At 35.9% G+C, this 7,906-nt stretch carries 5 protein-coding genes; all 5 read left to right on the top strand.

Going from position 1 to position 7,906, the window contains the following annotated elements; translation table 11 throughout:
* The first annotated feature begins 169 nt into the window (after nucleotides 1–169).
* Nucleotides 170–997, top strand: coding sequence for a DUF4846 domain-containing protein (locus J6L95_RS03690; RefSeq protein WP_029072588.1), 828 nt, complete (start codon nucleotides 170–172; stop codon nucleotides 995–997).
* 10 nt (nucleotides 998–1,007) lie between these two features.
* Nucleotides 1,008–1,187, top strand: coding sequence for a DUF4250 domain-containing protein (locus tag J6L95_RS03685; protein WP_035878331.1), 180 nt, complete (start codon nucleotides 1,008–1,010; stop codon nucleotides 1,185–1,187).
* 115 nt (nucleotides 1,188–1,302) lie between these two features.
* On the top strand, nucleotides 1,303–2,505 hold the full coding sequence (gene ilvA, locus J6L95_RS03680) for a threonine ammonia-lyase (RefSeq protein ID WP_287458190.1): 1,203 nt from the start codon (nucleotides 1,303–1,305) through the stop codon (nucleotides 2,503–2,505).
* Between the two features lie 67 nt (nucleotides 2,506–2,572).
* Nucleotides 2,573–4,225: a hypothetical protein gene (locus J6L95_RS03675; protein WP_287458189.1), complete on the top strand. Its 1,653-nt coding sequence runs from the start codon at nucleotides 2,573–2,575 to the stop codon at nucleotides 4,223–4,225.
* Between the two features lie 231 nt (nucleotides 4,226–4,456).
* Complete coding sequence (gene carB, locus J6L95_RS03670; protein ID WP_287458188.1) at nucleotides 4,457–7,675, top strand: carbamoyl-phosphate synthase large subunit; 3,219 nt, start codon at nucleotides 4,457–4,459, stop codon at nucleotides 7,673–7,675.
* The last annotated feature ends 231 nt before the right edge of the window (nucleotides 7,676–7,906 follow it).

The following is a 7,906-nucleotide window of genomic DNA, read 5'->3' as shown; positions in this document are numbered from 1 at the left end:
CGCCCTTTTTTGGGGCTTTTTTCTTTACAAAAAGGACATGATGGAAAGGCTGAGAATCCATCATGCATGACTTGGTAATTTTAATGTAAAAAAGAGAGACGTAACGAAATGCTTAAATCATTTCGTTACAGCCTCTTTTTTGATATAATAATTTCAGTGAGGTATGGTTATGAAAAAGATGATAAGTATGCTTATCTGTTTCCTGTTGGTAGGATGTCAGGTAAGCAATCCTGAAAAGGGGAGTAAGAAAGCATTTCAGTTTATTAATGAGAAAGGAATGACGTTATCTACTAGGTTTAGGACACCTGAGGGATATAAGCGCAAGAAAAGCGCTCTAGGCGATTTCCTTGCGGATTATCCGCTGAAGAAATCAGGGAGTCCAGTTCTTTTATATAATGGTAAAAGAAGACTTAACCAAGGTGGACATGTAGCAGTATTTAAATTACCCATTGAAAAGTATGATCTTCAGCAGTGTGCCGATTCAGTCATGAGAGTCTATATTGAATATTACTGGCATACGAATCAGAAGGATAAGATTGCCTTTCATTTTGTAGATGGTTTCCTTTGTGACTATAATCATTGGAAAGAAGGGTATCGTGTACGTTTTAACAATAATAAGAGCACCTGGGTAAAAAGTGCTAGCTATGATGATTCCTATAGTAATTTAAAAAAATATATGCGTGTTTTATTTGCTTATGCATCAACTCTTTCTTTAAAAGAAGAATCACAGCCTACGACTTTATCTGACTTGAAGGTAGGGGACATTTTCATTAAAGCAGGAAGTCCTGGCCATGTTGTAATGGTAGTGGATGTCTGTGAAAAGAACGGCAAGAAGGCTTTCCTGCTTGCGCAAGGATTTATGCCCGCACAGGAATTTCATGTGATCAATAATCCTGCACATTCTGATGATCCGTGGTATTATGAAGAAGAAGTGACTTATCCATTTATGACAATGGAATATACCTTCTCAAAAGGAAGTCTAAGAAAATTAATTTAAGGAGATTGAAATGAATACTTTACCATCAGATCCAATAATGCTTTTAAGTGTTATTAACATGAAATTAAGAGATCAGTATGATTCACTTGATAGTCTTTGTGATGATTTAGATGTCAATAAAGAAGAAATCATCAATAAATTATCTTCAGTGAATTATGTTTACGATGAAACACAAAATCAATTTAAGTAGAATGTGTCGAAAATCCGAGTAATTACTCGGATTTTTTAGCTTATTTAGAATAATCTATTTCATTTTTGATGAAGAGTGATATAATACCCTTATCTAAATTAAGGGGGAAAATCGTATGTTGAAGTTAGAAGATTTTAAGCAAGCTAAGAAAAGAGTCGATGAAGTCATTATTCCTACCCCACTTATTTATAGTCAGCCATTCTCAGATGAATGTCGCAATAAAGTGTACATTAAACCAGAAAATCTACAGAGAACTGGAGCCTTCAAGATCAGAGGTGCCTATAATAAGATTTCTAAATTATCACAGGAAGATAAAGAAAAAGGGTTGATTGCGGCTAGTGCCGGCAACCATGCACAAGGTGTTGCTTACGCTGCCCATATGCAAGGAGTAAAAGCTGTGATCTGTATGCCTGCACATACTCCGCTAATCAAGGTGGAAAATACTGAACAGTTAGGTGCAGAAGTGGTGCTTCATGGAGAAGTCTACGATGATGCTTACGCTAAAGCAGTAGAGCTTATGAAAAAAGAAGGATATACTTTTATTCATCCATTTGATGATGAAGATGTCATCGAAGGACAAGGAACAATCGCTTTAGAAATTCTTGAAGAATTACCAGATGCAGATATCATCCTTGTACCAGTTGGTGGAGGAGGATTGATTTCTGGAGTAGCAGCTGCTGCTAAAGCTATTAATCCACAAGTTAAAATAATAGGTGTTGAACCAGAAGGGGCTGCTAGTGCCCTAGCTGCCATCAATGAAGATGCAGTAGTAACACTTGCGGAAGCTAATACCATTGCGGATGGTACAGCTGTAAAGACAATTGGTTCTACACCATTTGAATACATTAAAAAATATGTTGATGGAATTATCACAGTTACCGATTATGATCTAATGAAAGCCTTCCTTGTGATGGTAGAAAAACATAAACTCGTTGCAGAAAACTCTGGTATCTTGCCATTAGCCGCATTAAGAAAACTTAATGAGAAGAACAAAAAAGTTGTCTGCCTTGTCTCAGGTGGAAACATTGATGTACGTAGTATTTCATCAATGATCAATAAGGGACTAATTGAGAGAGGAAGAATCTTCTCATTCTCAGTACAGCTCCCAGATAAGCCAGGACAGCTTGTCTATGTATCTCAGGTGCTTGCTAAATTAAATGCGAACGTTATCGCTGTAGATCACAATCAGTTCAGAAACTTCGAAGACTTTGGTGAAGTAGAATTGAGAGTGACATGTGAAACAAATGGTGAAAGTCATATTTATGCTATTATGGAAGCATTTAGAAAAGATGGCTATACAATTACGAGAATCAATTAATGCAAATGTTTTTTTAACATTTGCATTTCTTTATCTTTATGAGAAAATATAAAAAGGAGGGCAGAGTATGAATGAATTTATAAATACGATACTTGATGGCTTTAAACAGCGTCGTACACGTGTTGTTAAGCCACATCCACTTATTGTGGATGTATTGATCATTGTTGCACTTGCAATTTATTATTATGTAAACCATCCACCAATTAATATACGTAATCCTGAATCTTACGGTTTCCTTGTGATGATAGGAATCGCACTACTTATCATTATTCCAGGAAGAATGAATAAACAGGAAATGAGAGATAAGGCACGAATAGGTGTAAGTGGACTAGTGCTGCTTCTTGTGGTAGGAGGAGTCATCAGCTGGGCTTTTACATTACGTGTATTCCATGCCAAACTCTATTCTAATAGAGTGACAGTTGAAAATGTGAAGTTTTCCAATAAAACACTAAAGGAAGTAGATTTCACAAAAACACCGATCATCGATCGCGATAGCACGATGAAATTAGGGGATAAGGTCATGGGAGAAATGCCTGAACTTGTCTCACAGTTTGAAGTTTCTAATGAATATACGCAAATTTCATATAAGGGTGGCGTATATCGTGTAACCCCATTGGAATATCCAGGTTTTATTAAATATCTTAATAACCGAGAAGGTATTCCTGCTTATATTCGTGTTAATTCTACAACCGGAAAGACTGAGCTGGTTAAATTAAAGAGTCTTGGTCTTAAACCGATGAAGTATGTTCCATCAGCTTATTTTGGACATAATCTCAATAGAAAACTACAGATTGATTATCCAACATGTAACTTTGGAAAACCTTCATTTGAAATAGATGAAAAGGGTTATCCTTGGTATATATGTACAACTTATAGCTACTATGGTGTTGGCAATAAGAAATATGTTAATGGGATGGTTCTATTTGATCCAATTACCGGACATTCCAAGAAATATGATGTTGGACATTTTCCTAAATGGGTAGATCGTATTTACCCAGAAAGCCTCGTAATGCAGGAGATTGATGATAATGGATCATTAAAATCCGGCTATCTTAACTCAGTGTTCTCACAAAAGAATGTAATGCTGACGAGTGATGGATATAATTATCTAGAAAAAGATGGAGATATCTGGATCTACAGTGGAATAACGTCAGCTAATAATGACTCATCTAACTTAGGTTTTGTTTTAACAAACTTAAGAACACATAAGACAATTAAATTCTCTTGTCCAGGTGCCAATGAGCAGGCTGCTATGGAATCAGCTGAAGGGGAAGTCAAGAATTATGGCTATAAGGCAACTTTCCCATTGCTGGTCAATGTGAATGGCAATCCTGTCTATCTTCTTTCATTAAAAGATAATGGTGGACTTGTGAAGAAGTATGCCATGGTTGATGCTAGAGATTATCAGAAGGCAGCAACTTACTCAGCGGCTTCATATAAGAACCTTTCTAAATTAATGAAAGAGTACTTATTACAGACAGGAGAGGAATCAGTAGATCAAGATCTTCAAGATGAATCTATTAAAGTAAAAAGCTTTACGACATTCATTGTGGATGGAAAATCAAAAGTCTATATCGTAGATGATAAAGACAGGAAGTTTAAGGTAGAAGTATCTTCCGCAAATGAGAATATTCTCGCTTTCTTAAAGACTGGAGATACACTTCATATTACTTATAAGAAGTCTGATAATATTAATATTATTAAAGAAATTCTTTCATGATGACTGTAATTAAAATTATAAAGAAGATGATTTATCTTGATATAAGGGGACAATTATTATATAGTTGTTCCTAGAGGTGATAGATAATGAATTTGACGTTAGTGAATAAAATGAGCAATATTTCAATTATTCAGACGTCTGTCGTTTTTGTCATTTCTTGTTTTTATAATTTTTATCATTGAGACATGTCATTTTGATATGTCTCTTTTTTGTAAATAAGGGGGATATAAGATGCCAAAGAGAGATGATATTAATAAAGTATTAGTAATCGGGTCTGGACCAGTTGTCATTGGTCAGGCTGCAGAATTTGACTATGCCGGAACACAGGCATGTAAAGCATTAAGAGGATTAGGATACCAGGTTGTCCTTGTTAATAGTAATCCTGCTACAATCATGACAGATCCAGAAACAGCGGATGTGACATATATTGAACCATTAAATGTTTCAAGATTAGAACAGATTATTGCTAAAGAAAGACCAGATGCCTTACTTCCAAACTTAGGAGGACAGAGTGCCTTAAACTTATGTTCAGAATTAAATGAAAAAGGTATTCTAGAAAAATATGGTGTTCAGGTATTAGGCGTAAAAGTTGATGCGATTGAACGTGGAGAAGACCGTCTTGCATTTAAACAGACAATGGATGAAATTGGTATTGAAATGGCAAGATCAGAAGTATGTCATTCAGTTGAAAAAGCCTTAGAGATTGCTGATCGCTTAGGCTATCCAGTAGTTGTTAGACCAGCCTACACAATGGGTGGTGCCGGAGGAGGACTTGTCTATAATATCGAAGAATTAAAGACAGTCGTTTCTAGAGGGTTAGCGGCATCAATTGTTAATGAGTGTCTTATTGAAGAATCAATTCTAGGCTGGGAAGAACTAGAAGTAGAAGTTGTAAGAGATGCTAAAAACAATATGATCACTGTATGTTTCATTGAAAACATTGATCCAATGGGTGTACATACCGGAGATTCTTTCTGTTCAGCACCAATGCTGACAGTGCCACAGTCAGTGCAGGATCGATTAAAAGATCAGGCATTCAGAATTGTTGAACATGTTGGTGTCATCGGTGGCACAAACGTTCAGTTTGCCCATGATCCAAAGACAGACCGTATTGTTGTTATTGAAATCAATCCAAGAACATCACGTTCATCAGCTTTAGCTTCAAAAGCTACAGGATTCCCAATTGCCTTAGTATCCGCAATGTTAGCGGCTGGATTGACATTGGATGAAATCCCTGATTCAAAGTATGGAACTTTAGATCGTTATGTCCCAGATGGAGAATATGTAGTTATCAAGTTTGCAAGATGGGCATTTGAAAAATTCAAGGGTGCACAAGATAAGCTTGGTACACAGATGAAAGCTGTCGGAGAAGTCATGAGTATCGGAAAGACTTATAAAGAAGCTTTCCAGAAAGCTATCAGATCACTTGAAATTGGTCAGTATGGACTTGGATATAGAGCTAATCTTAATGAATTAAGCAAAGAAGAACTATTAACAAAGCTTACTGTTCCTACTTCACAAAGACAGTTCATCATGTATGAAGCTTTAAGAAAAGGTGCAACTGTTGAAGAATTACATGAATTAACACAGATTAAGACTTGGTTTATTGAACAGATGAAAGAATTAGTAGATGAAGAAGAAGCGCTACTAAAATATAAAGGACAATCTTTACCTGAAGAAGTAATGAGACAAGCTAAATTAGATGGATTCTCTGATAAGTATCTTTCTACAATTCTTCAAGTAGAAGAAGAACAAGTAAGAAATGATAGATTAAGCTATGGCATAAGACAAGCCTGGGAAGGTGTGCATGTTTCATCTACTCAAGATAGTGCATACTATTATTCTACTTATCATATTAAAGATGAAAGCCCCGTTTCATCTAATAAGAAAATCATGATTCTTGGTGGTGGACCAAATAGAATCGGACAAGGTATTGAATTTGACTACTGTTGTGTACATGCTTCATTAGCGTTAAAGAAGCTTGGCTTTGAAACAATTATTGTAAACTGTAACCCAGAAACAGTATCAACAGATTATGATACTTCTGATAAGCTTTACTTTGAACCATTAACATTAGAAGATGTATTAAGCATCCATGAAAAAGAACAGCCAGTAGGTGTCATTGCCCAGTTTGGTGGACAAACACCATTAAACTTAGCTGATGACTTAAAGAAAGCTGGTGTTAATATTCTAGGAACTTCACCAGAAACAATTGATGAAGCAGAAGATCGTGATTTATTCAATGAAATGATGAAGAAACTAGATATCCCAATGCCAGAATCAGGAATGGCAGTCACAGTAGATGATGCTTTAGCAATCTCTAAAAAGATTGGCTATCCATTAATGGTAAGACCATCATTCGTATTAGGTGGAAGAGGCATGGAAGTTGTCTATGATGATGAAGCACTTAAGCAGTATATGAATGCAGCTATCGGTGTAACACCAGAAAGACCAATTCTCGTCGATCGTTTCTTATCAAATGCGATGGAATGTGAAGCAGATGCTATTAGCGATGGGGAAAATGTCTTTGTCCCAGCAGTTATGGAACATATCGAATTAGCAGGGGTACATTCAGGAGATTCTGCCTGCATTCTTCCATCAAGACATATTCCAATGAGACATGTAGAAACAATCAAGGAATATACAAGAAAGATTGCCAAGGAAATGAATGTTCGTGGCTTAATGAATATGCAGTATGCGATTGCGGATGATAAAGTGTATGTCTTAGAAGCAAACCCAAGAGCATCAAGAACAGTCCCTCTTGTATCAAAGGTCTGCAATATTAACATGGTAAAACTTGCAACTGAAATTGTGACATTGCCATTAACAGGAAATCAGTCACCAGTTCTTTCTCTAAAAGAAAAGAAGATTCCACATGTGGGTGTAAAAGAAGCAGTCTTCCCATTCAATATGTTCCCAGAAGTAGACCCAATACTTGGACCTGAAATGAGATCTACAGGAGAAGTATTAGGATTAGGTTCTTCTTTTGGATCAGCTATGTATAAAGCAGAAGAAGGTGCTTCAGTTATCCTTCCTACTGAAGGAAAGGTTCTCTTCTCAGTAAACGATAGAGATAAGAGTGAAGTTGTAGAACTTGCAAGAGGATACTATGACGCAGGATTTGATATTGTCGCTACAGGTGGAACATACGCACTTATTAATGAAGCAAATATTCCAGTAGAAAAGATTAATAAGATCTATGAAGGACAGCCAAATATCACTGATGCAATGATCAACAGAGAATTAGCGATTGTCATTAATACACCAGCAGGTAAACAATCAGTACATGATGACTCATATATCCGTAAAGCAGCCATCAAGCAGAATATTCCATATATGACAAATATTTCTGCAGCGAAAGCTTGTTTAGAAGGTATTATGGAAATGAAAATTCATGGTCCTCATGAAGTAAAATCACTTCAGGAATATCACAGTGAAATAAGAGACTAAAGAGAGAAAATATATTCTCTCTTTTTTAATAACTATTTTTTAAAAAGCATTGTTTTTATTTTATAAAGTTCCCGACAGAAAAACCACGTTCCTTTAGGCCGTGGGATAAATATCAGTAAAATATATGGTATAATATACATACAGGAAATCCTATTTCCGAGTCTTTAGAAAGGAGAAAGCTGTATGCATCTTACCGTAAAACAACAAGTAAAGCGTCTTTCAAAGGAAGAT

It is taken from the genome of Kandleria sp. (assembly GCF_017934775.1).
GTDB lineage: Bacteria > Bacillota_I > Bacilli_A > Erysipelotrichales > Coprobacillaceae > Kandleria > Kandleria vitulina.
Note: the sequence above shows the minus strand (reverse complement) of the source record. Positions and strands in the feature narration are given on the sequence as shown.

What these genes read in the sequence shown, in the direction of transcription:
- J6L95_RS03690 (WP_029072588.1), top strand. Translation starts at nt 170, where the DNA reads ATGAAAAAGATGATAAGTATGCTTATCTGTTTCCTGTTGGTAGGATGT.
- J6L95_RS03685 (WP_035878331.1), top strand. Translation starts at nt 1,008, where the DNA reads ATGAATACTTTACCATCAGATCCAATAATGCTTTTAAGTGTTATTAAC.
- ilvA (WP_287458190.1), top strand. Translation starts at nt 1,303, where the DNA reads ATGTTGAAGTTAGAAGATTTTAAGCAAGCTAAGAAAAGAGTCGATGAA.
- J6L95_RS03675 (WP_287458189.1), top strand. Translation starts at nt 2,573, where the DNA reads ATGAATGAATTTATAAATACGATACTTGATGGCTTTAAACAGCGTCGT.
- carB (WP_287458188.1), top strand. Translation starts at nt 4,457, where the DNA reads ATGCCAAAGAGAGATGATATTAATAAAGTATTAGTAATCGGGTCTGGA.